Annotated in this window: 26 protein-coding genes and 1 pseudogene; 9 read left to right on the top strand and 18 right to left on the bottom strand. The window is 60.0% G+C overall.

The window, feature by feature from the left end; translation table 11 throughout:
* Nucleotides 1-52: 52 nt before the first annotated feature.
* The 5 genes from P5705_RS06355 (at nt 53) to P5705_RS06375 (ending at nt 2901) form a co-directional block, all read left to right on the top strand.
* Nucleotides 53-646: a cysteine hydrolase family protein gene (locus P5705_RS06355; protein WP_248919178.1), complete on the top strand. Its 594-nt coding sequence runs from the start codon at nt 53-55 to the stop codon at nt 644-646.
* An 87-nt stretch (nt 647-733) separates the two neighbouring features.
* Entirely contained in the window at nt 734-1054 is a 321-nt protein-coding gene (locus tag P5705_RS06360) for a hypothetical protein (protein ID WP_277460039.1), read from the top strand.
* Nucleotides 1055-1294: 240 nt separating this feature from the next.
* The gene (locus P5705_RS06365; RefSeq protein WP_011532803.1) at nt 1295-1855 is read left to right on the top strand and encodes a Smr/MutS family protein; all 561 of its coding nucleotides are present in this window, start codon (nt 1295-1297) and stop codon (nt 1853-1855) included.
* Nucleotides 1856-1924: 69 nt separating this feature from the next.
* On the top strand, nt 1925-2470 hold the full coding sequence (gene folE, locus P5705_RS06370; protein ID WP_277460040.1) for a GTP cyclohydrolase I FolE: 546 nt from the start codon (nt 1925-1927) through the stop codon (nt 2468-2470).
* Nucleotides 2471-2529: 59 nt separating this feature from the next.
* Nucleotides 2530-2901 (top strand): glutaredoxin family protein, encoded by a 372-nt coding sequence (locus tag P5705_RS06375; protein ID WP_277460041.1) that lies wholly within the window; start codon nt 2530-2532, stop codon nt 2899-2901.
* An 87-nt stretch (nt 2902-2988) separates the two neighbouring features.
* Here P5705_RS06375 and P5705_RS06380 read toward each other — a convergent pair whose 3' ends face one another.
* Nucleotides 2989-3591, bottom strand: a complete 603-nt coding sequence (locus tag P5705_RS06380; protein WP_277460042.1) for a glutathione S-transferase family protein — start codon at nt 3589-3591, stop codon at nt 2989-2991.
* Between the two features lie 145 nt (nt 3592-3736).
* Between P5705_RS06380 and P5705_RS06385 the strand changes: the two genes are divergently transcribed.
* A complete protein-coding gene (locus tag P5705_RS06385) occupies nt 3737-4927 on the top strand; it encodes a benzoate/H(+) symporter BenE family transporter (protein ID WP_277460043.1) in 1191 nt (396 codons plus the stop codon).
* A gap of 68 nt (nt 4928-4995) precedes the next feature.
* On the opposite strand, the gene P5705_RS26345 is transcribed toward P5705_RS06385, so the two are convergent.
* The 3 genes and pseudogenes from P5705_RS26345 to P5705_RS06395 form a co-directional block, all read right to left on the bottom strand.
* Nucleotides 4996-5868 (bottom strand): methyl-accepting chemotaxis protein, encoded by an 873-nt coding sequence (locus tag P5705_RS26345; RefSeq protein ID WP_431196928.1) that lies wholly within the window; start codon nt 5866-5868, stop codon nt 4996-4998.
* A pseudogene (locus P5705_RS26350) lies at nt 5854-6933 on the bottom strand (HAMP domain-containing protein); the annotation flags it as partial. The pseudogene P5705_RS26350 and the gene P5705_RS26345, both read right to left, overlap by 15 nt.
* A 116-nt stretch (nt 6934-7049) precedes the next feature.
* On the bottom strand, nt 7050-8447 hold the full coding sequence (locus tag P5705_RS06395; RefSeq protein WP_277460045.1) for a PLP-dependent aminotransferase family protein: 1398 nt from the start codon (nt 8445-8447) through the stop codon (nt 7050-7052).
* Nucleotides 8448-8566: 119 nt separating this feature from the next.
* Between P5705_RS06395 and P5705_RS06400 the strand changes: the two genes are divergently transcribed.
* Complete coding sequence (locus P5705_RS06400; protein ID WP_277460046.1) at nt 8567-9724, top strand: MFS transporter; 1158 nt, start codon at nt 8567-8569, stop codon at nt 9722-9724.
* Between the two features lie 2 nt (nt 9725-9726).
* On the opposite strand, the gene P5705_RS06405 is transcribed toward P5705_RS06400, so the two are convergent.
* Nucleotides 9727-10488 carry an SDR family oxidoreductase gene (locus tag P5705_RS06405; protein WP_277460047.1) on the bottom strand — a complete coding sequence of 254 codons (762 nt, stop codon included), beginning with the start codon at nt 10486-10488 and terminating at the stop codon, nt 9727-9729.
* A 177-nt stretch (nt 10489-10665) separates the two neighbouring features.
* On the opposite strand from P5705_RS06405, the gene P5705_RS06410 reads away from it, so the two are divergent.
* Nucleotides 10666-11667 (top strand): NADP-dependent oxidoreductase, encoded by a 1002-nt coding sequence (locus P5705_RS06410; RefSeq protein ID WP_277460048.1) that lies wholly within the window; start codon nt 10666-10668, stop codon nt 11665-11667.
* A 185-nt stretch (nt 11668-11852) separates the two neighbouring features.
* Here P5705_RS06410 and pyrF read toward each other — a convergent pair whose 3' ends face one another.
* Nucleotides 11853-12554, bottom strand: coding sequence for an orotidine-5'-phosphate decarboxylase (gene pyrF / locus P5705_RS06415; protein ID WP_213660076.1), 702 nt, complete (start codon nt 12552-12554; stop codon nt 11853-11855).
* Between the two features lie 181 nt (nt 12555-12735).
* Here pyrF and P5705_RS06420 point away from each other — a divergent pair, with 181 nt between their 5' ends.
* Nucleotides 12736-12903 (top strand): DUF2897 family protein, encoded by a 168-nt coding sequence (locus P5705_RS06420; RefSeq protein ID WP_277460049.1) that lies wholly within the window; start codon nt 12736-12738, stop codon nt 12901-12903.
* A gap of 49 nt (nt 12904-12952) precedes the next feature.
* On the opposite strand, the gene P5705_RS06425 is transcribed toward P5705_RS06420, so the two are convergent.
* From P5705_RS06425 to P5705_RS06480, 12 genes are all read right to left on the bottom strand, one after another.
* The gene (locus P5705_RS06425) at nt 12953-13285 is read right to left on the bottom strand and encodes a ComEA family DNA-binding protein (RefSeq protein ID WP_277460050.1); all 333 of its coding nucleotides are present in this window, start codon (nt 13283-13285) and stop codon (nt 12953-12955) included.
* 186 nt (nt 13286-13471) lie between these two features.
* Nucleotides 13472-15466 carry a polysaccharide biosynthesis protein gene (locus P5705_RS06430; RefSeq protein WP_277460051.1) on the bottom strand — a complete coding sequence of 665 codons (1995 nt, stop codon included), beginning with the start codon at nt 15464-15466 and terminating at the stop codon, nt 13472-13474.
* A gap of 80 nt (nt 15467-15546) precedes the next feature.
* Nucleotides 15547-16563 carry an MraY family glycosyltransferase gene (locus P5705_RS06435; protein ID WP_277460052.1) on the bottom strand — a complete coding sequence of 339 codons (1017 nt, stop codon included), beginning with the start codon at nt 16561-16563 and terminating at the stop codon, nt 15547-15549.
* Nucleotides 16560-17534, bottom strand: coding sequence for a UDP-glucose 4-epimerase family protein (locus tag P5705_RS06440; protein WP_277460053.1), 975 nt, complete (start codon nt 17532-17534; stop codon nt 16560-16562). The genes P5705_RS06435 and P5705_RS06440 overlap by 4 nt, the downstream gene beginning before the upstream one ends.
* Nucleotides 17531-18661 (bottom strand): glycosyltransferase family 4 protein, encoded by a 1131-nt coding sequence (locus P5705_RS06445; RefSeq protein ID WP_277460054.1) that lies wholly within the window; start codon nt 18659-18661, stop codon nt 17531-17533. Before P5705_RS06445 ends, P5705_RS06440 begins: the two co-directional genes overlap by 4 nt.
* Before the next feature lie 81 nt (nt 18662-18742).
* Entirely contained in the window at nt 18743-19927 is a 1185-nt protein-coding gene (gene wzy, locus P5705_RS06450) for an oligosaccharide repeat unit polymerase (protein WP_277460055.1), read from the bottom strand.
* 31 nt (nt 19928-19958) lie between these two features.
* Nucleotides 19959-20489, bottom strand: coding sequence for a serine O-acetyltransferase (locus tag P5705_RS06455; protein ID WP_277460056.1), 531 nt, complete (start codon nt 20487-20489; stop codon nt 19959-19961).
* Nucleotides 20486-21394: a glycosyltransferase family 2 protein gene (locus P5705_RS06460; RefSeq protein ID WP_277460057.1), complete on the bottom strand. Its 909-nt coding sequence runs from the start codon at nt 21392-21394 to the stop codon at nt 20486-20488. The genes P5705_RS06455 and P5705_RS06460 overlap by 4 nt, the downstream gene beginning before the upstream one ends.
* Nucleotide 21395: 1 nt before the next feature.
* Nucleotides 21396-22895, bottom strand: a complete 1500-nt coding sequence (locus tag P5705_RS06465) for an oligosaccharide flippase family protein (protein ID WP_277460058.1) — start codon at nt 22893-22895, stop codon at nt 21396-21398.
* Between the two features lies 1 nt (nt 22896).
* Complete coding sequence (locus P5705_RS06470; RefSeq protein WP_277460059.1) at nt 22897-23436, bottom strand: GNAT family N-acetyltransferase; 540 nt, start codon at nt 23434-23436, stop codon at nt 22897-22899.
* A complete protein-coding gene (locus P5705_RS06475; protein WP_277460060.1) occupies nt 23429-24406 on the bottom strand; it encodes a hypothetical protein in 978 nt (325 codons plus the stop codon). Before P5705_RS06475 ends, P5705_RS06470 begins: the two co-directional genes overlap by 8 nt.
* Nucleotides 24403-25086 (bottom strand): WbqC family protein, encoded by a 684-nt coding sequence (locus P5705_RS06480; protein ID WP_277460061.1) that lies wholly within the window; start codon nt 25084-25086, stop codon nt 24403-24405. Before P5705_RS06480 ends, P5705_RS06475 begins: the two co-directional genes overlap by 4 nt.
* Nucleotides 25087-25098: the final 12 nt, after the last annotated feature.

Here is a 25098-nt window from a genome sequence, read left to right on the forward strand (position 1 = left end):
CGCCAAGGCGAGGGAGAATAGGTATACAAAAGCCCTATCCAAGGAGCCCTTGATGTCCTCCGTTCCAACCACGATGTTCCGCCTCACTGGCCGCGACTACCCGCCGGCCAAGCTTGGCCAAGCCAGCCTGATCGTCATCGATGCGCAAAAGGAGTACCTGAGCGGTCCGCTGGCGCTGTCGGGCATGGACGAGGCCGTGGCGAACATCGCCAGGTTGCTCGACGCCGCCCGCAAGGCCAACCGTCCGATCATCCACGTCCGCCACCTCGGTACTGTCGGCGGTCGCTTCGACCCGCAGGGCCCGGGGGGTGAATTCATCCCCGGCCTGGAGCCGCTGGATGGCGAAGTCGTCATTGAAAAACGCATGCCCAACGCATTCAAGAACACCAAGCTGCACGAAACGCTGCAGGCGTTCGGCCCGCTGGATCTGATCGTCTGCGGCTTCATGAGCCACTCGAGCGTCAGCACCACCGTGCGCCGCGCCAAGGACTATGGTTATCGCTGCACCCTGGTGGAAGATGCCTCGGCGACCCGTGACCTTGCCCTCAAGGATACGGTGATCCCCGCCGCGCAGATCCACCAGTGCGAAATGGCCGTGATGGCCGACAACTTCGCCTGCGTCGCCCCCACCGCCAGCCTGGTCTGACCGAGACCGTCCGGCGGACGGGCGGAACCCAGGGGCAACCCGCAGGTCGAAATCCGGATCAGCGTTACAAGATCCAGAGGACTTCGAATGAAGCTCAAAGGCCGTTTCGATGCCAAACGCCTGCGCCAGCGCGAACCGAGCAACTGGGGCGCGCGCCTGGGCGCCGCCTTCTCGGTACTGCTCGCGACGCTGGGCATCCTTCTCGCCATGGCCGGCGTCGCCGGCCTGCTGGGCAACTACCCCGCCCTCGCCGAACTCAACGCCAACCAACCGCTGGCGGCGACGCTCACGGTGGTCGGCATCCTGCTGCTGTATTTCGGTGTACGCGGCTGGCGCCGCAGCCGCATTCGCCTGCGCCGCGGGCACGGGCTGAATCTTGCGCCACACCTGATGAAGAAACACGACTGATCTGTCGAGCTGCCGCGAAGGGATCGAGGTCCTCTGTAGGAGCGGCTTCAGCCGCGATGCAGCCAGCGCCGTGTCCGGCACCCGCTTCGCGGGTGATCGCGGCTGAAGCCGCTCCTACAGAGGCGTGCCAACTCGATAGATTGTGTTTCGCCAATTTGCCGGCGAACAGCCCGCATGAGCAACCCAAGGCTTCACTCCGGCACACAGTCGCGTAAACTACGCCGCCCACGTGGAGGCACCATGCAAGACGACGATTTTTCCCTCTTCCGCAGCGAAGTACGCGGGGTCAAGCCGATCCAGCACGATCGCGCCGAGGTCGGCAAACCCAAGGCCGACCGCAAGCAACTGGCCGGCCTGCGCCAGGCGGCGACCATCCGTAGCGACCAGCCATTGGTCGTCGACGGCCTGTCCGACCAGTTCGTCATCGACGTTGGTGCCGAAGACGAACTGATGTGGCGCCGAGACGGTGTGCAGGAGAGCCAGATCCGCAAGCTCAAACTCGGCCAGATCGCCTTCGAGGGCAGCCTCGACCTGCACGGCATGAGCGTCGAGAAAGCGCGCGAAACCCTGTGGGATTTCATCGCCGAAGCCACCAAGCTCGAAGTGCGCTGCGTGCGCGTGACCCACGGCAAGGCCGCGCGCATCGATGGCAAGCGCCCGATGATCAAGAGCCACGTCAACACCTGGCTGCGCCAACACCCGCAAGTGCTCGGCTTCGCCTCCTGCCAGGCCCGCCACGGCGGCACCGGCGCGCTGTACGTCATGCTCAAGCGAACCATGCTCGAAGGCCGCGACGAGTGACATCGCGCTTGCAGCGCCGTGCTCGGCGCCGTACCCTTCGTCTTTGCGAAATTTTCCACAGGTAGATCCATGTCCCTGGAACAGAACTACACCGAGATCCTCAGCCAGCTGGGCGAGGACGTCTCCCGCGAAGGCCTGCTCGACACGCCGAAACGGGCTGCGAAGGCCATGAAGTACCTTTGCCGCGGTTATGAGCAGACCCTGGAAGAAGTGACCAACGGTGCGCTGTTCAGCTCCGACAACAGCGAAATGGTACTGGTCCGCGACATCGAGCTGTACTCGATGTGCGAACACCACATGCTGCCGTTCATCGGCAAGGCTCATGTCGCCTACCTCCCCAAAGGCAAGGTGCTCGGCCTGTCGAAGGTCGCGCGGATCGTCGACATGTTCGCCCGTCGCCTGCAGATCCAGGAAAACCTCAGCCGCCAGATCGCCGAAGCCGTCCAGCAGGTGACCGGCGCCGCAGGCGTGGCCGTGGTCATCGAAGCCAAGCATATGTGCATGATGATGCGCGGCGTCGAGAAACAGAACTCGACCATGCTCACCTCGGTAATGCTCGGCGAGTTCCGCGAGAACGCCGCCACCCGTAGCGAGTTCCTCAGCCTGATCAAGTGATCGGCCTGTGATCCGGAGCCGACCCTTTGGGGTCGGCTTTTTCTTTTCAGGAGTTGCCCATGATCGTCAAAGCCTTGCGGGTCGGCCTCGGCCAGCTCATCGTATTCGCTGACCGGATCAGCCGCCCAGCCAAGAAAAAGCGCGATGCCGCGGCTCAGGCCAGTGTCGAGCAAGAGGCCAAGGGCCTCGCGCTGTACCAGTTCCACGCCTGCCCGTTCTGCGTCAAGACCCGCCGCACCCTGCATCGGCTCAACGTCCCGGTGGCACTGCGCGACGCGAAGAACGATCCGCAGCACCGCCAGGCGCTGCTCGAAGGCGGTGGCCGGGTGAAGGTGCCGTGCCTGCGCATCGAGGAAGGCGACAAGGTCACCTGGATGTACGAATCCAAGGACATCATCGCCTACTTGGACAAACGCTTCGCCGCGATCTGACAGCGCAGCATCGCCCCTGTTCGCCGGCAAGCCGGCGCCTACAGATATCGTGTAGGAGCCGGCTTTGCCGGCGAACAGGGCCCGAGCTCAATTCACCAAAGGCACATGCCGCGGATGACTCGCCACCCGCTCCAGCCAGGCCCTCACTGCCGGGAAGTCGGCCAGGTCGAACCCGCCCTGGTGGGCCACATGGGTGTAGGCATATAAAGCCACATCGGCAATCGAATACTGGTCCCCGACCAGGTAGGGCGTCATCTGCAACTGCCGCTCCATCACCCTGAGGGCCTTGTACCCGCCCTTGTGCAGCTTGCGATATTCCTCGATGCGCTCGTCCGGCAGCCCCAGGTAGAACTGGATGAAACGCGCCACGGCAATGTAGGGTTCATGGCTGTACTGCTCGAAGAACTGCCACTGCAGCACCTGGGTACGCAGGCGCGGTTCGCTGGGCAGGAACTCGCTGCCGTCGGCCAGGAAGTTGAGAATCGCGTTGGACTCCCACAGGCAAGTGCCATCTTCCAGTTGCAGCACCGGCACCTTGCCGTTGGGGTTCATGGCCAGGAACTCGGGGGTCTCGGTCTCGCCCTTGAGAATATCCACCGAATGCCACTCATACGGGCGGTCAAGCAGGCTGAGCATCAGCTTGATCTTGTAGCAGTTGCCCGACTGGTAATCCCCATAGACCTTGTACATCGCCCCTCCCCTTTTACGCAGTTGCCTATCCGAGGCCAATAGTTGGCGACTGTACGGTTAAATGCAATGGCTGCTGTATGGCAAGAAACACCCCACGACGCGATAGCCTGAAAATAATGCATACCTCTGTACAAGGAATTACCCCATGACCGATGCCACCTCCGCGCGCCTGCGGCCGCTGGCTGACAGCTCACCTTCGGCGGTGGTCGCCGGCTTCATCGCCATGCTCACCGGCTATACCAGCTCGCTGGTGCTGATGTTCCAGGCCGGCCAGGCGGCGGGGCTCACCAGCGCGCAGATCTCGTCGTGGATCTGGGCGCTGTCAATCGGCATGGCGGCGTGCAGCATCGGCCTGTCGCTGCGTTATCGAACACCCATCACAGTGGCCTGGTCGACGCCCGGGGCGGCGCTGCTGATCACCAGCCTGGGCGGTGTCAGCTACAGCGAAGCCATCGGCGCCTACATCACCTGCGCCGTATTGGTGCTGATCTGCGGACTGACCGGCAGCTTCGAGCGCCTGGTCAGGCGCATCCCCGCCTCGCTGGCCTCGGCATTGCTGGCCGGCATCCTGTTCAAGATCGGCAGCGAGATCTTCGTCGCCGCGCAGCACCGCACCCTGCTGGTGCTGGGAATGTTCTTCAGTTACCTGCTGGTCAAACGCCTGTCGCCGCGCTATTGCGTGCTCGCCGCGCTGCTGGTCGGCACGGCGCTGTCCGGTGCCCTGGGGTTGCTGGACTTCAGCGGTTTCCAACTGGAAGTCGCCACGCCGGTGTGGACTACCCCGAGCTTCTCGCTGGCGGCGACCATCAGCATCGGCATCCCGCTGTTCGTCGTGGCCATGACCTCGCAGAACATGCCAGGGGTCGCCGTGCTGCGCGCCGACGGGTACCAGGTGCCCGCATCGCCCCTGATCTCGGCCACTGGCTTCGCCTCGTTGCTGCTGGCACCGTTCGGCTCCCACGGCATCAACCTGGCAGCGATCAGCGCGGCGATCTGCACCGGCCCGCATGCCCATGAAGACCCGGCCAAGCGCTACACCGCGGCGGTCTGGTGCGGAATCTTCTATGGCGTGGCCGGCACTTTTGGCGCCACCCTGGCGGCGCTGTTCGGCGCGCTGCCCAAGGAGCTGGTACTTTCGATCGCCGCCCTGGCGCTGTTCGGCTCGATCATGAACGGCCTGAGCGTGGCCATGGGCGAGGCCCGTGAACGCGAGGCGGCGCTGATCACGTTCATGGTGACGGCATCGGGCTTCACCCTGTTCTCGATCGGGTCGGCGTTCTGGGGGATCGTCGCGGGGGTGTTGACCCTGCTGATCCTGAGCCCGCGCAAGGGTTGAAACAGCCGTTCGCCGGCAAGCCGGTGCCTACCGGACATCTGTAGCCGGCGAACCGGGCTTTGCGGGCGTCACACGCGAAAGTGCCCCACCATCCCCTTCAGGTCATCCCCCAGCCGGGCCAGTTCGACACTTGACCGGGCGTTGTCCTCCATGGCCAACGCCGCCTGATCGGCACTGCCACGAATCTGCGTGACACTGCGGCTGATCTCCTCGGCCACCGAGCTCTGCTGCTCGGCCGCCGCGGCGATCTGCTGGTTCATCTGCTGGATCAGCGACACCGCCGCGGCAATGCTGCCCAGGGCACTTTCGGTCTGTAACGCATCGGCCACCGCCAGGCGCACCAGCTCGGTGCTGCCGCGAATCTGCGCCACCGACTGCTGGGCATTGCCGCGCAGGCTGGCGACCAGGCGCTCGATTTCTTCGGTGGATTGCTGGGTGCGCCGGGCCAATGCCCGCACCTCATCGGCCACCACGGCAAAGCCACGCCCCTGCTCTCCCGCCCTGGCTGCCTCGATGGCGGCATTGAGCGCCAGCAGGTTGGTCTGCTCGGCGACGCTCTTGATCACCTCCAGCACACCACCGATGGTGTGGATCTCGGCACTGAGGCTGTCGATGCCGTTGCTGGCCGTTTCAGCCGCCGTTGCCAACTGCTCGATACGCTGCATGCTCTGGCGCACCACCTGCTGCCCCGAGCCAACCTTGTCGTCGGCGGCCTGCGCGGCTTGCGCCGCTTGCTCGGCATTGCGCGCCACATCGTGCACCGTGGCGGTCATCTGCTGCATGGCGGTGGCCACCTGCTCGGTTTCGTCCTTCTGGCTGCCGACCTCGCGGTTGGTCTGCTCGGTGACCGCCGACAATGCCTGCGCGCTGCCGGCCAGTTGTTCGATCCCCTGCTGCAAGCCACTCACCACGCCAGACAAGCCTTCAGCCATCTGCTGCATGGCCTGCAACAGTTGCCCCACTTCATCCTGGCGCGGCGGCTCCGCTTCGATGCCCAGCTCACCTGAGGCAATACTCCGGGCCCTGGCAATCACCCGCTTGAGCGGTGCGACCACGGCACGGGTGATCAACCAGGCGGCCAGCACCCCTACCAGCAATGCCAGGGCGGTGGCGGCCGCGATGGCCACGACGTTGCGCGCCAGCTCGCCCTGCATCGCCTGCTCCTGGGCCGCGTACGCCTGGTCGACCTGCGCCGTGGCCTGCTCGGCCCTGGCTTGCAACTGGGCCTTGATACCCCGCTCCTGGCTCAACAGGTCGGTGTACTCGTTGAGCTTCTCGGAAAAACTCGCGATATGCCCGGCCACTTCGCCGAGCACACCCTGGTAACCCGCGTCGCTGACTGCCCCCTTGAGCTGCTCGACCAGGCTTGCCGCCTCGACCGTCTGGGCAATTCGCCCCTGGCCAGCCTCAACGCCCTTGCGGCTCTGGTCCAGGCGTACCCGGGCTTCGTCCATGGCCTGCAGCATCAACCGTGAGACCTGCCCCACCTGGCCCGCCTGCTCGAGAAATTCAGACCCCTGCTGCCCCTGGGACTGCTTGAGGGTGTAGCTGCCGTCATCGGCCAGGCCCGCCTGAAGAACATCGAGGTTGTTGGCGACGCTGGACACCGACCAACTGGCCATGTCCAGTGCCAGTTCCTTGGCCTGCACCACCTGGACGAACTGATCGAACACTTGGCCGTAGGCGGACAGGTCTGCTTGCGCAGACGCCAGTGCTGGCACGCCCTGGGCTCGCTCCAGCAGGCTTTTCAACCCGCCGCGCAAGGCCTCGGCCTCCTTGATGTCCGAACGCAAGGCGAACGCTTGCTCATGCTGGCGCAGCCTCGACAGCTCGGCGTTGAACTGTGCCATCAGCCGAAGCCCGTCGAAGCGCTGGCCGATACTGGTCAGCGCGTACACGCCGATCACCGCCACCACCAGCGTCAACAACAAGACCAACGCGAAACCCAGGCCAAGCTTGCGGGCCATGCCCAGGTTGGCCAGTACACCGTGCCTGGTCGCCACCATCACCGTTACTCCTCGCGTTGCCGGATTGTTCCGAACTGCAAGAGTGACAATGGCATCGACGCCCTCACAAGAGCCGAACGACGCAATGGTGTCAAATAGCTATGAACGTGTCGCTTTCAGATTGCTGAAGGTCGCCCGGCGTGCTGGAAGAAGGTCTGGGCGCGGACGTCCTGCCCATAGGCGACATTGATCCGTAGCCAGTCGCTTGCACGCCCTTGCGGATCGAAGGCACTGCCTGGGGTCAACAGCACGCCCTGCTCCAGCGCCAGTTGCTCCAGTTCGGCGAAGTCGCGCCCCGGCGAACGCGCCCAGACGAACATGCCGCCGCAAGGTTCGCAGAACACCTCCCAACCACAGGCCTCCAACTGCCCAAGTGCTTTCGCCATGTGCTGCCCAAGGCGCACGCGCAGGCGTTGCACACTCTTGCGGTAGCTGCCATTGGCAAGCATCTGCCCGACCACCTGCTCGGCGAAGCGCGAGGTACCGATGCCACTGACCATCTTCAGCTCGGCCAGGCGAGCCACCAGCGCCTCGTCGGCCACCACATAACCGACGCGCAACGAACAGCTGAGGGTCTTGGAAAAACTGCCCACGTAGATAACCCGCTGATCACTGTCGAGGGTCGCCAGGCGCGTCGCCGCGCCATCCTGAAAGTCGGCGTACAGATCATCCTCGATGATCCGTACATCATGCTCGCGTGCCAGTTCCAGCAGGCGATAGGCCACCTTGGGCGTCAGGCTGGAACCGGTGGGGTTCTGGTACAGACTGTTGGTGAACAGGCACTGTGGCCGGTGCTCGGCCAGCAGGCGCTCGAGCGCCGCCAGGTCAGGCCCGGTGGCCGTGCGCGGAACTTCGAGCATGTTGACCTGATGCCGACGCAACAGGTTGTACAGGTTGTAATAGCCGGGACGCTCCACCAGCACGGTATCACCGGGTGCCAACAGGGTGCGCACCAGCAGGTCGAGGGCATGGCTGGCCCCCTGGGTGGTCAGGATACGCTCAGGTGAAGCCACAATGTCGAGCTTCGCCAAGCCTTTGTGCAACTGCAGGCGCAGGCTGGCCAGCCCCAACGGCGGACAGTAGTCGAACAAGGCCTCTGGCGCGCCACGGCTTACCTGGCGCACCGCCTGGGCCAGTTCAGCCTCGGCGCGCCAGGCCACCGGCAGCCAGCCACACCCCAGCTTGAGCAACTCGTCGTGCCCTTCACGAAACTGCCGCCAACTACCGTCGATGCCCTCGCCCCAGGCCACACCCACATCAGCCTGCAATCCCGGCTTGCGCTCGGCCACGAAAAAGCCGGTTCCGTGGCGCGCTTCCAGCCAGCCGCTGGCGACCAGCCGATCGTAAGCCTCGATCACACAGGACGCGCTCACCGCGTGATCCCGCGCCAAGGCACGGATCGAGGGTAGACGCGCGCCGGGACGCAGACGCTGCTGCTCGATCCATGCCCGCAATTGCTCGGTCAGTTGCTGGACCAACGGCGTAGGGTGAAGACGGTCGAGTTCGAGGCGCATGGCAAGTGTTCGCTATTTTCAGGCAAACAGTTAATCACAAATGCCCCTGTCGTGTACCTTGTCGAGGACAGGCCATGACCTCGAAGCTGCATCGGACACTCCCCCAACGGATGCTTGCGATGCCCTCTCGTCATGCCCCGGCCTTGCTGGCCTTTGCCCTGTGCCTGATCACCCTCGCGGTGAACCTTCAGGCCCCCCTGTATATCGCCTACGCCGACTTGTCCGGACGAGGCGCGGCCGCCACCGCCGTGGCCTTTTCCGGCTATGTGCTCGGCGTGCTGCCGGTTTTACTGGCCCTCGGCGGCCTCGCCGACCGGGTCGGCCGACGCCCGCTGATTCTCGCGGCCCTGGGGCTGTCGATGCTTGCCACCCTGATCATGCTGCTGGCACCCGGCCTGGAAGCCTTGGCCGTGGCGCGCCTGTTCCTGGGGCTGGGCACCGGCCTGGCCTCGGCCACGGCCACCGCCTACATGGGCGAACTGATGGCGCCCGAGCTCGGCAGCCGCGCGGCCAACTGGGTCACTGCCAGCACATCCCTGGGCTTCGGCCTGGGCGCGGCACTGACCAGCCTGTTCCTGTTGCGCGGTCCCACACTCACGCCTGGCAGCTTCCACCTGCAACTGGCACTGGCTGCAATTGCCCTGCTACTGGTCTGGCGCCTGCCTGACCCTCGCCCGGTGCGGCGCGGTGCCATGTTGCGTCTGCCTTTCTATCCCCCAGGGAGCCTGGCCTATGGCTTTGCGATTCTGCTGGCCTGGGCCTGTGTCGGCCTGGTCATCGCGCTGCTGCCGGGTATCCTGCGTGCGCATGGCTTGAGCGCCTGGTCTGGCTTCTCGACGTTCTGCGTGATCAGCTGCGGCCTGTTGTTCCAGCCCATCGCCCGCCGCCTTTCCAGCACTCGAGCGACGTTGTTGGGGTTGTTGATCCTGCCGTGCAGCTATGGGTTGCTAGCCTGGGCCGCAGCAAGCGGCAACCTGGCCGGCGTGTTGATAGGTGCGATCACCGCCAGCAGTGCTTGCTACGGTTTCATCTACCTGGGTGGACTGGCTGCGGTGAATCAACTGGCAGGCCAGGAGAAGACCCGCGCCAGCGCCGGGTTCTTCCTGCTGGCCTACCTGGGCTTCAGCCTGCCGGTGATCCTCACGGGCCTGCTAAGCGACCACCTGGGGGCCAACAGCGCGTTGCTACTATTTGGCATTGGCCTGGTAAGCGGCTGCCTGCTGGTTGCCCTGCAACTCCAAAAAAGCTTGCGCATGCCACGGCAGCAGCAGGCCTGAACTCAGATGGCCAATGCCCCACCATCGACCGTCAAGCTATGCCCGGTCGTGAACGCCGCGCCATCGCTGCACAGGTACAGCACTGCACTGGCGATCTCCTCGACCTTGCCGATGCGCCCGACCGGGTGCATCGCCGCAGCGAACTCGGCCTTGCGCGGGTCCGCTTCATAGGCACGGCGGAACATGTCGGTGTCGATGACCGCCGGACATACCGCGTTGACCCTGATGCCCTTCTTGGCGTACTCGATGGCCGCCGATTTGGTCAGGCCGATCACCGCATGCTTGGAGGCCGCATAGATGCTCATCTTCGGCGCCGCCGACAAGCCCGCCACCGACGCGGTGTTGACGATCGCCCCACCGCCCTGGGCCAGCAACAGGGGCAACTGGTACTTCATGCACAGCCAGACGCCCTTGACGTTGACCCCCATGATCGCGTCGAACTCTGCCTCGCTGCCCTCGGCCAGCCGGCCTTTCTCGATCTCGATGCCGGCGTTGTTGAAGGCGTAGTCAAGCCGGCCATAGGCCGCGACGATTCTTTCATGCAGTTGCCGCACGTCGCTGTCACGGGTCACGTCGCAGACCACGAACAGCGCCTCACCGCCCGCCTGGCGAATCTGTGCGACCGTGGCCTCGCCACCCACCGCATCGAGATCGGCTACCACCACCTTCAGGCCTTCTGCCGCAAAAGCCTCGGCGGTCGCCCGACCAATGCCTGCCGCACCGCCAGTGACCAGTGCGACCTGGCCGGAGAACGTCATGCCCATCATTGGCTCCTTCTGGGAACTGGATTCGAGCCTGAGTCTAGTCAGCCTGCCGAGCGGCTGGGCAGCATCATCAGGGCTACGGTTGGACTACTATCGTTCGCGGTGATCTTGCGTGACGCAGGACAGGATCGGAGTCGATCATCCTACCTCGACTACCCCACTTCAGGAGATTTCGCCATGTCCACCAGCAACCGCCGTTTCCTCCTTGCCAAACGCCCGGTCGGCGCCGTGCGTCGCGAAGACTTCACCTACGAGGAGGTGGCCACCAAGCAACCCGACGAAAACGAGGTGCTGGTCAAGAACCTTTACTTGTCACTGGACCCCGCGATGCGTGGCTGGATGAACGAGGGCAAGTCCTACATTGCGCCTGTGGCCCTTGGTCAGGTGATGCGTGCCTTGGGGGTCGGCGAGGTGATCGCCTCCAGGCATCCGGACTTCAAGGCCGGCGATCATGTGAACGGAGCACTTGGCGTGCAGGACTACTACACCGGTGCGCCACAGGGCCTGTACAAGATAGACCCCAAGCTCGCCCCGCTACCCCGCTATCTTTCAGCCTTGGGCATGACCGGCATGACCGCTTACTTCGCCCTGCTCGATGTCGGCCAGCCCAAGGCTGGCGAGACGGTGGTGATCTCGGGCGCCGCCGGCGCGGTCGGCAGTATTGCCGGGCAAATCGCCAAGCTGAAGGGTTGCCGGGTGATCGGGATTGCCGGCGGTGCGCAGAAGTGCCAATACCTCAAGGATGAACTGGGCTTCGACGGTGTCATCGACTACAAGGCCGAAGACGTATTGGCCGGCCTCAAGCGCGAATGCCCCAATGGCGTGGATGTGTACTTCGACAACGTCGGCGGTGACATTCTGGATGCCGTGCTCTCGCGCCTCAATTTCAAGGCCCGGGTAGTGATCTGCGGCGCAATCAGCCAGTACAACAACAAGGAGGCGGTGAAGGGGCCGGCAAACTACCTGTCGCTTCTGGTGAACCGTGCGCGCATGGAAGGTTTCGTGGTCATGGACTACGTCAAGGAGTATGGCAAGGCGGCGCAGGAGATGGCCGAATGGCTGGCCAGCGGCAAGGTCAAGAGCAAGGAGGACGTGGTGCAGGGGCTGGAGACCTTCCCGGAAACCTTGCTCAAGCTGTTCAGCGGGGAGAATTTCGGCAAGTTGGTGCTGAAGGTCTGAGGGCTTCGGGGCTGCGCTGTCGCGCAGTCTGTAGGAGCGGCTTTAGCCGCGATGCAGGCAACAGGGTGTCTGACACCCGCTTCGCGGGTGATCGCGGCTAAAGCCGCTCCTACAGGGCTCATAACAAATCAATGGGTTCTGTTTTGCCCCGCGATGGGCCGCAACGCGGCCCTGGCCCTTACAGATCAGCCGCGGATCTCGGCCACCACGGCAGCCAAAGCCTTGGCCGGATCCGCCGCCTGGCTGATCGGACGCCCGATCACCAGGTAGTCAGACCCCGCATCCAGCGCCTGGCGCGGAGTCAAGATCCGACGCTGATCGTCCTGGGCACTGCCCGCCGGGCGAATCCCCGGAGTGACCAGTTGCAGTGACGGATGAGCCGCTTTCAATGCGGGCGCCTCCAGTGCCGAACACACCAGGCCATCCATACCGGCTTTTTGCGCCAACGCCGCCAGACGCAGCACCTGCTCCTGCGGATCGACGTCCAGGCCAATGCCAGCCAGGTCCTCGCGCTCCATGCTGGTCAGCACGGTCACACCGATCAACAGTGGCTGCGGACCACTACGCTTGGCCAACTCCTCTCGGCAAGCTGACATCATGCGCAGGCCACCGGAACAGTGCACGTTGACCATCCACACGCCCATCTCGGCCGCCGCCTTGACCGCCATGGCGGTGGTGTTGGGGATGTCGTGGAACTTGAGATCGAGAAACACTTCGAAGCCCTTGGCGCAAAGGGTCTCGACAATCCCCGAAGCACTGCTGGTGAACAGCTCCTTGCCGACCTTTACCCGGCACAGCGCCGGATCGAGCTGGTCAGCCAACTTCAGGGCGGCGTCACGGGTGGGGAAATCCAGGGCGACGATAAGGGGCGTCTGGCAGGCGGACATGGGCAGGGTCTCTTGGCAAGTCTTGAACGGCGCGCATTGTAAACGAAGTGGTGAGCGCTTTGGGGGCCGCGAGTCGGTCTAATTGGCTCCGTTGAACGCCCCGCCTATAATTGAACCAATGAGAAACCTGTTCGCTCCAACCTGTATTAGGTAGCACTCGAACCAACAAAGGAGCATGACAATGCCTTGGTATGCCTGGCTTATACTCGCCATAGCGCTCGGCTCCATCGTAGGTGGGCTGTTGATGCTGCGCGACACCGCGAAGAAGCTGCCGTTGACCGAAGAACAACTGCAGAAAATCCATCAACGCAACGCGGAAATGGATGCCAAGGAAGCAAAGGACCGCTGAACAACATAACGGAGGCCGAGCATTCGAAAATGCCCGACCACCCCTTGGCTTATTCCAGTATCAACTTGTCACGGTTGCGCTCCAACAGCGAATTGCCAATTCCCTTGATTTCGAGCAGTTCGTCGACCGAAGTAAATGGTCCATTGGCCTCCCTGTAGGCCACGATCGCCTCGGCCTTCGCCTTGCCGATACCCTCAAGGGCCTGCTGAAGAGACGGCGCATCGGCACTGTTGATGTTTATCTTCAAGGCCGGAGCAGTCAACGATGAGGTGGTAATGGGCATAACCTCGGGGATACCGGAAGACGAGGGCGCCGCACTGAGGGGCAAGGATAGGCCTGCAAGAAGCGGAAGTAACAGAAGAGAGAAAGTGGTATTGCGCATTTGGACACTCCTGTGAGTCGAGGATTGCGAGGCAGCATCTCCATGGCTGCCTAGGCAAAAGTAACGGCTCGAACAGTGTCGTGAAAGCGCTTGCGCAAAGCGAATAGTTACCAAATTGAACAGCTGACAGCACAATGACTGCCAGCTGTAAGCCACTTCTTGCAGCCCTACCGGAAACGCCGCCGTTCAGACATCCTGACGGCGTTGCTGATAGACCCAGTCAACAATCTCGCCTTCTGGTGAGTAACCACTGACCATACCCCGCAGCAGCTGTCGGACAGACTGGAAGTCCTCCGTATCCACGGCGACCACCAGAGCCGAGAGCTGCTCTTTCAATACATCCCAGCTCAGGTAATCCTCGTTCGCCGTCATGATCATCCGATGCGGGGTGGGCGATACGTTATCGCCGATCAGGAGCTCTTCGTACAGTTTCTCGCCTGGACGCAACCCCGAGAACTCGATGGCAATATCTCCATGGGGGTTTTTTTCCGACCTGACACTCAAACCGGAAAGATGCACCATCTTTTCCGCCAGCGCGGCGATCTTTACAGGTTCCCCCATGTCCAGGACGAATACATCCCCCCCCTGGCCCATGGACCCAGCCTGTATGACCAACTGGGCCGCCTCGGGAATGGTCATGAAGTAGCGAGTGATCTTGGGGTGCGTGACCGTCAGCGGTCCCCCAGCCTTGATCTGCTTGTGGAAAAGCGGGATCACCGAGCCCGACGAACCCAGCACGTTACCGAATCGCACCATGGTGAAGCGGGTCTTGTTCACCCGGGCAATATTGCCGGCATCACCGAACAGGACGGGAGCGATTTCCTTGCTCAACGCTTGCAGGATCATTTCCGCGAGGCGTTTGGTGCTGCCCATGACATTGGTTGGGCGCACCGCCTTGTCGGTGGAAATCAGCACGAAGTTGGCGACATTCGCCTGCAACGCAGCTTGTGCCGTGTTCAATGTTCCAATCACATTGTTGAGCACGCCTTCGGCGATATTGTGCTCGACCATCGGCACATGCTTGTACGCCGCCGCGTGATACACCGTGTCCACGTGCCAGATGCTCATGGTGTCGAACAGGTGCCTCGGATTACGGATCGAACCCAGGAATGGCACAAGGCGCACCGAAAGCGACTCGCGCTGTATACGCTGCTCCAGTTCGCTGTGAATGCTATACAGGTTGAACTCGCTGTGTTCGAACAGTAGCAGCGTACGCGGCTGGAGCATCAGAATCTGCCGGCATAGCTCCGAGCCGATCGACCCCCCTGCCCCGGTGACCATGACGACCTTGCCGGTGATGCAGTGGGCCAGGAGATCCTGCTGCGCCGGGACCGCGTCGCGCCCCAGAAGGTCGGCAATATCCACTTCCTGGATATCGTCGACCTTGACGCGTCCACTGGCGAGGTCCATGACACTCGGCACGCTGCGCACATGCAGCGGAAACTTCTCAAGCGCACCCAGGACTTCGCGACGGCGTGCACGCGTGGCCGATGGAATGGCAAGCAGCACTTCCTCCGCCCCGGTAATGTCGAGCATCCGCTGGATGTCCTTGCTGCGGAACACTTGCAGACCGGAGATCGCCCGATCGGCGATCGATTCATCATCATCGATGAAGGCGACTGGACGCATCACCCGCCCCATGCGCAATGCCGCCAGCAGCTGGTTGCCGGCAGCCCCGGCCCCGTAGATCGCGACCTTGGGCAGACCGTTTTCACTGCTGGTAAAGGGCATGTGTTGCTTGGCAGCATACCAGTCGCCCAGGAAATACTGGCGCATCACCAGGCGCAGGCCACCGATCATCACCAGGCTCAGCCACCAGTAATTGAAGATGATCGAGCGCGGTACCACGGTGGTGTGGTTACTGTACCAGTACACGACCAGCGCCAGGATCAGGGCTGAGAGACTGACGGCCTTGAAAATCATGATCAGGGCATCGTTACCGAAATAGCGCATGACCGCCCGATACATACCAAAACGAATGAAAATCGGAATGGCGACCAGCGCAGCCGAGGCGAACAACCAAAGGTGCCCCTTGATCGGATTGTTCATTTCGTCGAAGCCAATGCGCACGACAAATGCCAGCCACAGCGCAAGCCAGACCAATACCAGGTCGGTAACGACTTGTAGCGCGCGCTTGTAACGACGTGGCAGCGCGAGCATACGTTTTCTCAATCTATCCATATCCCCTCTGTATTTCCTTCCTCATCACCTGAGCGCAGCCCTATTATTTTCGATTGCCTGTTGCCCAGCTTAACAGGTGATCAGCGGTGCTCTGCCTGCCCGGCGTTGAACTTGATGGCGAGCAGCACCAACGGTGCGTAAGCGATCAGCAGCGCGACGACACTGTCGAGCTTGCCAAGGGCAACCGCACAGGCCAGCGGCAATAGCCAGACGACATTGATTGCCAATACCGCCAGGGTTACCGGCATGTGCCGGCCAAACTGCCGCGAGGCGAACTGGTAGCCGTGGCTGCGGTGTGCTTCATAGACTTTCTCGCCACGCAGCAAGCGGCGTACCAGCGTGACCGTTGCATCGACGACAAAGACCCCCAGCAAGATCAGCCAGGCCGCGAACAGGCTCGAGTCGACCCACGCCGCCTGCAGCGACAGAATACCCAGGGCAATACCCAGAAAACCGCTTCCGGCATCCCCCATGAAGATGCGCGCGGGAGGGAAGTTCCAGATCAGGAAGCCTGCTACGGCGCATGCCAGTGCAATCGCTCCCCAGGCCTCGCTGTCATGGCCGCTGAGCCAGTACAGTAGAGCCCCCCCCAGGCAGGCACAGATCGCCTCGATACTGGCCAAACCGTCAATGCCGTCCATGAAGTTGTACAGATTAAGTAGCCATACCAGGTAGAACAGCGCTAGCACATGGCCGACCCAGCCCAACGCCAGCTCATGCCCAAAGACCTGAAGCGGTGGCAACCCACCAAGCCAGAACAGCACCCAGGCCGCACCCGTGAAGTGCCCCAACAGCCGCCACCGGGCCGCGATGTGCCCATGGTCGTCCAGAAAGCCCAGGATGGCGATACCCGATCCTGCCCCCAACAGCGCCCAAGCCAGGCTCCAGTCGAGCAACGCTTGACTGGCCAGGACCGGCACCGAAGCCAGGAACGTCAGGACAATGGCAACACCACCGCCACGGGGTGTCGGCACGGTATGGGAGCTACGCGCATTAGGTACGTCGATGATGCTGCGGGCCAGGGCATAACGACGCAGCCAACCCGTCAGCAGCCAGGCCAGCAAAAGAAGCAAGGGTAGAATCAACCAGAGAGTCATGCTTTCGAACGTTCCAGGTCCAGATAGTGACGGGCAGCAAGGGACAGAGCTTGATCGACACTCAGGGGTGGCGTCCAGTCGAGCAGTTGTTGTGTCTTGCCGATATCGACTTGCAGGGAACCGCACAGGCGCTCCGCCATGCCGGTTCGACCGATGGCGCGAGCGGCCGCTTTCAGCACCCATGCCGGGATGGGCAGAAGCGTCGCCTTGACCCCAAGCGCCTTGGCGGTCCTGCGTAACAGTTCGGGCGTGGAGAGATCCTCGCCATCGCTGGCGAGAAACACCTGGTTGAGCGCGCTCGGGTGGTCAACGCAGACGCTGATCAGGTCGACCAGATTGTCCAGCGCGACCATGCTGCGCTTGTTGTGGACCAGCCCCAAAGGTAGCGGGATCTTCTTGACCAGCCACTTCATCATTGCCTGGAAGTTGGCCTTGACCCCCGGGCCGTAGACCAGGACCGGGCGAATGATCACCACGCCCATTCCCGTTTCCTGCGCCAGCGCCTGAAGCGCCCTCTCGGCTTCAAGCTTGGAGATACCATAAGGGTCGACAGGATGTGGCAGTTCATCGGCCTGGTAAGGTCGGCGACCGTCGGTGCCCTCGCCATTGACCTTTACCGAACTGATGAAGATGAAGCGTTCGACCCCGTCGGCCGCGGCACGACGCGCCAATGCCAGGGTACCGTCGACATTCACCTTGCGAAACTCGGCGAGCGGATCTGACGATTGCTCGTTCATGACATGTACGCGGGCAGCGCAATGGATGACCGCTTGCACACCTGCCAGCGACATTTCTTCGCGCCCCTCTCCCAAGGCGCCCATCACCACAGGGGTCGCACCGGCAGGCAAATCGGCCTTGGGACGGCGGGTTCCGGCAAGGACCTCGATGGTGTGGTCAAGCAGCAATCGATCGACCACACGGGATCCGACGAAGCCACTCGCTCCGGTAACCAGCACTTTGCGCTGTTTCAAGCGTTGTTCTCCAGGGTGCGATAGATGTCCAGGTGTTGTGCGACGATGCTTTCGATCGCAAAGGCACGCTCGGCAAGCGCCCTGCCCGCCTTGCCCAGGTCCTGGCGCAATTGTCTATCCACGATCAGGCGTTCGATCGCGTCGGCCAGCGCGTGCGCGTCGCGCACGGGTACCAAAAGTCCGGAAATGCCTGGCTCGATAGCATCACGGCAGCCTGGAACATCAGTGGTAACTACCGCGCGGCCGCAGGCAGCAGCCTCCACCAAGACTTTCGGCAAACCTTCACGATAAGAAGGCAGGACAACGATATGCGAACGCTGGAACACCGTCTCCATATCCGCCCGATAGCCCAGACAGGTGACAAGGCCTTGCTGCCCCCAATGCAACAACTCATCCGCACTGATACTGGTGGGATTGCCAGGGTCCGGGTCACCAACCAGCTGAAAGCTTGCACTGACTCCGCGCTGCCGGAGGATTCGGGCAGCCTCCACATACTCGAGCACCCCCTTGTCACGCAATAGTCGCGCGGCGAACGTCACCACGGGCTGACCGGCAGGCTCCGGGCAAGGTGAGTACTGTCGCAAGTCCACGCCAGATCCTCGAATCAGCACACTTTTCGCCGCCGTGATCGCGCCAATGGAAGCCAGAGCCTTCTGATCGTCCGGATTCTGGAAAACCGCCCTGAGATTCCGCTTCCCCAATGCCACTCTGTACATCAGCGAAATGATCTTGCGCAGTACCGATGCTTTTCCGCCTTGGGCCATGAAAACGAATCCGAGCCCTGAAATGGCAGCCAGTACACCCCGGACCGGAGAAAGCCGGGCAACGATTCCGCCGTACAAGACGGGCTTGATGGTTACCAGATGCAGCACATTGGGACGTACACGCCAGCACAACGCCCAAAGTGCCAACAGCGACTTCAACTCAAGAAGTGGATTCTTTCCACTGCGCGACAAGGGCAATTCATGGTGAGCAAAACCGAGACGTGAGATGTCAGAGACCCGCGCCCCCGCCTGCGTAGCCACGTGAACTTCATACCCCGCCTCGCGCGCAGACTCGGCAATCGGCAATCGATGAGAAATAAAAAAAGCCGGATCGTTAACAACGATCAGTAATACCGGTTTCATGCTAACCCTGTCACTCTCGAATTCAACAGCACTTTGCAAAACGTCCTGCGTAGCAGGCAACCGATTGGCCGATACACACCGTCATTGAGCAGACCCTGCCCGAACGCGGTATCGCGGTAACAAACGCAGACGCGCGAAAACCATCAAAAAAACGCCGTAAAGGCACAAGTTGAAAAACGCGCCCACCCAACCATGGTAAAGGTAGACAAGAGAAAAACAGCCAATCAGCAACACATAGCGAGAACCGCCATACCTGCCGAGTACCGCATAAACGAAAGTCAACAGCACCACAACGTAGATAAACAGCATGACCGCTCGTTCCTGCAGCAGAGCAGCCCAACCAGCCAGGCCGGGGTTGGTGTTCCAGTATGCGTCCGGATAGCCAAATATCTCGTTGACGAGGAACGTATTGACACGCAGATAATCGTAGCCCAGCACCTTGTAGACAGTCATTTGAGGGAGGCCGTCCGCCCAGTAAGGAATGAAGGCGCCGCTCACATAGAAATCATGGAGCATGCTTGCATGCTCCATGATCAAGGCCACATGCCCTACGTGTTGCAAACGGTTCATGACATAACGTACCGCCTCCCCATAGCCCTCCAGGCTCAACGCCGCGAGCCCCTCCATGAAGGCCGACACACTCACGCCCGTTCGCATTGCCCATTTCGCTTCAATGACGACTGGCAGGAGCAGTGCCACGAACCCAAGGCCGACCATACCGCGGAAGAAACTCCTCATGGAAATATGAATGGGGTAGCTTCGGCACAGGATCAGCACCACAACGACGAAGATCCCCCCCATCCAGCCACGCAAGAACATGGACGCGAGGAAAACCAGGCAGTTCAACCAGAACCAACGACTCGAACGCAATCCGACGCCAATCAGAACAAACAACACATCCGGGGGAACAAGGACAAACAGGTAATTGAGCGCGCCGCTACCATGGGACTCGACCCCCGCCACGTTGATTCCGGAAATCTGATTGTATGCCATGAAAAAAAGTTGGACGGCGAGAAGAAATAGGCCGTAATTGCCACCCAACACCAGCGGCGCACGTGAACAGCGCCGGATATGCAGCCGATACAGACTCCACAGCAAGAGTACAAATAGCTGCTGGAGTAAAAACGCCCAGACCAAGGACTCTGCACCCAACTCAAAAAATGTCCCCTCCAGCAGCATCCCGCCATCATAGATCCCGAATACCAACGAGATGAAATTGGTAAAGAAATAGAGAACCAACAGGAGGGTAAATGGTGAAACTAGCACTTGACAGGCCTCGTGCGAATCACTTCTTGATTTAATTATTTACTGAAAGAACGCGCGCGGGCACACCGGCAGCCGTCGCACCATCAGGTATATCTTTGGTCACTACACTGTTGGCGCCAATTTTTACGCGGTTGCCAATTTTCACCCCCCCTAGAATCTTCGCGCCGGTGCCCACGACCACATCATCACCCAAGCAGGGTTGCTGATTATCCAAGGCTTCGGTGTCCTTGTTTCCAAACGTCACGCCGTTGAGTATTTTACAGTTCTTGCCAATGACCACAGAACTGCCAATGACAATGTCATGCCCATGCATGATCACCAGCCCCGGGCCGATTTGCGCGCGCAGCGAGATATCACTCGCATAGACCACCCGAATAAGATATTCGAACAGAATTCGCAACACACCCCCTACCAGCGGCATTGCCGAAAGCCAGACACCCAGTCGATAGCAAAACACCAGGTGAAACGCATGGCTGACGAGCACTATCTTGAGCGAACGCAACACTCCACCACCGTTCGTGAAACGCCGAAGATCCTGACGAATGTTCGCAAGTAAAATCATTTGCCTAGCCTCAACTGCCTGATGACATTCATGCCACGATAAAACCTGACCACGGAAAGCGGATGAAACGTTCTCAGGTAAACCTTGAAGAAATCCCACCACGTACCTCTGCGGTTTTTCAAGTCTACCAACAGGTAGGTCAATGCCGCGGTGTTGACCTGCGACCTGTACTGAGGATATTTGCTTGCGAAGTACAGGAAGGTCTTGCATAGCAGCAAGCGCGTCTTGCTGCTCCCAGAGGATACTCCAACACCAGCACGATAAACCCCCAACGGGCTGTCACAGGCAAAACAGCCAACGCCGTCACCCACCTGCTCGACATTGGCAAAGTAATCAAGCGTATCGAAATCAGCAACCTCGTACTCTCGCACGCTTTTCCGATACATCTTCGAGCTATTGGCACCCACTGCAATAAACTGAATGATTGCCCCTCGATCAAACTCCATATCGTAGACATATCCAGCCGCCGTCTTCATGGAATCAGGCACTTGTGAGTGCCCAAGGAGGCTACCATCAGGCAATTCCACCAGCATCTTGTGCCACACAATATTGCAACGAGGATGTTGATCAAGGTAATCCGCTTGCGCCTGCAACTTTCCAGGCAAGCAGTAATCATCACCATCAAGATGAGCAATATACTCACCCCGAGCTTGCTGGTGTGCGAACACAAAATTATCACCCGCCCCCAGGTTTTTCTCGTGCAAAAACACCTTGAACAACCCTGGATACTTAAGCGAAAAGTCCCTGATTATCTCTGGCGTCCGATCTGAAGAAGCGTCATCACTGACAACCACCTCAAATGAAAAGTCAGCCACTTGATCGACGACACTTTGCAGGCACTCCGCTATGTATTGCTCCTGATTGTACGTCACAATACAAATAGACACTTTCACCTGATCGCCCATCTCAACCTCGCGCCCCTTTGAAGGCAACTAAAATAGAACGCGCTGATAAACTGCAAGAAACAGCCAACGCCAATAAGCCAACCGCAATCACCTGAGCCAGTGCCACCAACCTGTCAGAGGAGAAATCGATGACCTGTACTCCCCCCCAAACGACCAACACCGCCGGTAAAACCACCTTGAAACAGTCGAGCAGCAACCACCGCCACTGCAACCCTGGTTCAAGCTTGTAATGCACATAGGTCACCCATATCAGCAGGAATGAACCATTGGTTAGCAGCCACGCCCATCCGGCACCCAAGGCACCAAACTTCGAGGCGGCAATGACCATTGCCGGCACCAGAACACAAACAGTGGCCAGGCTGCCCACCAGGTGATACTTCAAGTCACCTCTCGCATACTGTAGATAGTAAGGAAACGCCGCCAACGCCAAGAACCCATTACCCCAAGCGTACAAGCTCAGCACGGGCGCAGTGGTGGCGGCAAGCGCCTCGTCCCCGGTCCAGATGATAAGAAGAGGCTTCGCGCAGAATGCCAGCACGATGGTGACTGAACCAATGAAGGTCGCAATGAAACGGGTGGTGATTCGGTATAGGCGAATCATTTCATCACTTTTCTTTTCCGCATGCAGCCTGGCCATACGCGGAAGAATCGCATTGCTCACAGGGCCGCTGAGCACCATGATCCCACTCGCCACCAATACGGCCAGCGTGAAATACCCATATTCAGCCAGCGGTAAGACGCCAGACAGGATCATTTTGTCGGACTGAGTGACCAGTACCCAAACCGATGAAGTGAAAGCAATGCTCAACGCAAACTTGAGAAGCGGCCTGACTGAGCCAAACGACCATCCGATCGGTTGCTCACCTTTTTCGAGCGCGGGCAACAATGACCTCGCCATCAACAGCAAGCCGCCAAACTCGATGATCGCAACGACAAGCTGATGAACGAAGAATACGATCACCGTATACCCGTAGAGGTGCATCGAGAAAAAAACCGCAATGAAACGCAATGAGGCGATTACCGCGTTGAACCCACTCAGCCACACCAATCTTTCACTGCCGGTAATGACCCCCCGGTACAACCCGCCCATCCAGCGCAGTGCAATACAAACCGCCATGATCTGGACCGCGCCAACCACCACATCATGCGTTAACGTTTCAGCTTTAAGCCAATGAGTTGAAATAGTGTCCGAGCAAACCAGTAGCCCTACACCACCGACGACTGCAATAATCAGGAAGATACTATTCAATGCCCGAACCAGGCGCCTGTAAGCAATGGCCGACATACTGCCTGCCTTGAACCTGGCCGTCTCCCGTCCGACGGTGGGCGTCAACCCAAGGTCCAACAACATGAACCAGGATTGCAGCATGGTAAAGAAACCGATCAAGCCGTAAGCTTCCGCCCCCATCGATTTCATATAAAGAGGCAGAATGACTATGCCGATCAGTGCTACATAAATCTGGCTGACGTAATTGGCAATGATGTTATTTTTCAATGACACGTTACGTTTCCAGCCCGTTTACGCTGCGGTATTCCTCTGCCAATATCGACATTTGCACCATATTGCGGTACGCACCATTCTTGAATACCGCTTGACGCAGGGTACCCTCAACCGAGAAACCGACCTTGCGATAAAGGCCGACTGCGCGATCGTTATCTTCCAGCACGGTCAGGTAGACCCGGTTCAAATTCAGGTCATGAAAAGCATGACGCAAGGCTTCTTGAGTGGAAAAAGACCCAACACCACGCCCCTGATAGCTGTTTTCTCCGATCCAGATCGCAAATTCACAACTTCTCGACAACCAGTCGATTGATAACAAGTACACGGCGCCAACCAGTCGACCGCTGCTTTTTTCACAGATCGCCAGTCTGACGGCATTATTTCGATTCGCCAGGTATCCGTTCAGCCAGTTACCATCTACTTCTTCCCCAACAAAACGGAAAGGGCTACCGAGGCAGTCAATGACCCTGCGGTCATTGCGCCATTCATTGATCGTCGAGACGTCCTGTCGCCCAAGCTCTCGTAGGTAGAATTCAGTCACCGCTCAACCCCTTCTTTACATTGGCGATCATGTATTGCATCTGCTCTGCTCCATAGCGCTGATCACAAGGAAGTGGCAGCAAGAGCCGACTGAGGGCCGACTCCCTCGACCCTTCTGCACAGCGGGCTTGGCACTCATTCCAGTATCGGGCGCTGTACACCTTTTTACTTAGCAAGCGCAGGCGAACGGTTTCATTTTCCTTGTTCAGGAATGGGTAGCACAACGGCCCTCGCAGCGCAGAAAGGTCAAATGCAAGTGCATTGTGTTCCGCCAACGCTTCATGCAGCATCCTGAAGTTCTGATTTCGTGACGCCATGACCTCATCGCTATCCGCACAAGCAAGAAGACGACGTGACAACAGGGACATTTCACTGGCGTCAAACACCTCCAAGCTCTCCTCCGCCACCTGATAATCGGCATATCCCGCCTCAGCCGAATCAGCAAAACGCCTGAGCAGATGGGCCATGCGCCTATGGGAGGCCTCTTCATCCGCACGCGTCTGCTCGACCTTCAGCCTTGATATCAGCAAACCGCCATCCGGCACGCCAAAGAATTTTCGAGGTGAGTAGAGGGTTGCCAAGCACTCCTTGGCCGGGGAGAAGTAAGCTTGCGCATGGTCAAAAATGACCTGTTGCGGGTTGAAACGCCGCAGGACGTCAGCTTGCTGAAGGTCACAAAGACCAAAATAGTTGACGTACACCAACCACTCGCCGGTGGCAAGTTGAACACTCTCCGCAACGGAGAAATCATCATTGATGGAATAGAAAGCGTACTCGATACCTAACGCTTCCAAGGGCCCCAGCATGGCGTCACAGTTGTAGAAGGGTAACCAGACCCGCTTAGGCCTTCCCTTCTGAAGCAGGGCGTAAAAGCAAGCCCGCGCCGATTGAAAATACTGCGCATCGGCATAACGCTGCGTGCTCGCCGCTGGCATTGCCAGGCCGAAGTATCCACCAATGGCCGCGCTCATGCATCACGCTCTTGGGCTATCAGAGCGGCACAGGTTTCGAAATCATTGAACATCATCATGTCCACAATCGAAAGGCCCGCTTCGAAGGGCGCCCGAAATTGTGCATAGGCAGCAAGCGCCGGGCGACTGAAGTGGAGTGCAACACCGCGCCTCGCAAATGCATCGTGACTATAAAGGTCCTTGCCTCCTGGCAAGTTTACGTACTGCGACGCCTGCTCTTTTACGCAGATGTCGATGACGCGATCCGCGGCCGAAAGCTCCGCGTTGCCATAAATCGCCGACGTTTCGACAAACGCCACGTCGTATCCGAGGCGTTCAGCGCTCTTTATAATACTGCGTCGGGCCAATGCGGCAATGCTTTCGGCGTCGCCATCAAGAACATCCTTGATGAGATCGAAACACGCGGCGAAATGGGGTGCCTTGGCGTAGGACTGCCGAATGCTCTCAAGAAGCTTGCGCTCCCAGGCGGCTTTCGGTTGAACTTTCACCTGGTTGATCTTCAAGTTTGGGCTGGCGCCCGACAGGGGCACCGTGAAATACCGCACATCGCCAGACAGCAATAAACGGTTCCGATTGATCCAGCCACCCTTGATGAAGTTAACATCATCATAGAATACAAACTTGTCCACCTGCGCCACGAGGTTGAAATACCCAGCATAGGGGAACAGGTAGGGTTGCATGATTGCCAACTT

This window comes from Pseudomonas entomophila (assembly GCF_029478665.1).
Classification (GTDB): Bacteria; Pseudomonadota; Gammaproteobacteria; order Pseudomonadales; family Pseudomonadaceae; genus Aquipseudomonas; species Aquipseudomonas entomophila_F.